Origin of the sequence: Streptomyces narbonensis (assembly GCF_014649015.1) — a bacterium.
GTDB classification, from domain to species: domain Bacteria; phylum Actinomycetota; class Actinomycetes; order Streptomycetales; family Streptomycetaceae; genus Streptomyces; species Streptomyces narbonensis.
This window is the reverse complement of the sequence record NZ_BMSF01000204.1, coordinates 1-518: the sequence shown is the minus strand read 5'-3', so window position 1 is coordinate 518 and position 518 is coordinate 1. Positions and strand designations below refer to the sequence as shown.

Genomic DNA, 518 nt, shown 5'->3' with positions numbered 1-518 from the left:
TTGGTAAGTTATTTACAGTAACGACATTTGGGGAAAGTCATGGGCCTGCATTGGGCGCTATTATAGATGGATGCCCTCCAGGTATAGAAATAAGTGAAGATTATATTCAAAAAAATTTAAATATTAGAAAACCAGGAGTTTCTAAATATACAACTAAACGACGGGAACCAGATAAAGTTAAAATATTATCAGGTGTTTTTAAAGGAATTACTACAGGCACACCAATTGGATTATTAATAGAAAATGTTGATCAACGTTCTAAAGATTATAAGAAAATAAAAAACAAATTTCGTCCTTCTCATGCAGATTATACATACCATAAAAAATATGGTATTAGAGATTATAGAGGGGGGGGAAGATCTAGTGCTAGAGAGACAGTAATGCGGGTTGCGTCAGGTGCTATCGCAAAAAAATATCTTAGGAAATTTAATATTTTTATACGTGGTTATATGAGTCAAATAGGATCAATTAAATTACCTTTTGTTAGTTGGGATGTAGTATATAAAAATCCTTTTTTT

General features: G+C 31.5%; 1 protein-coding gene. It reads left to right on the top strand.

Features of this window, described 5'->3' with window-relative positions:
- On the top strand, window positions 1-518 hold a 518-nt coding region (gene aroC / locus IE124_RS36460), incomplete at both ends, for a chorismate synthase (RefSeq protein WP_189514103.1).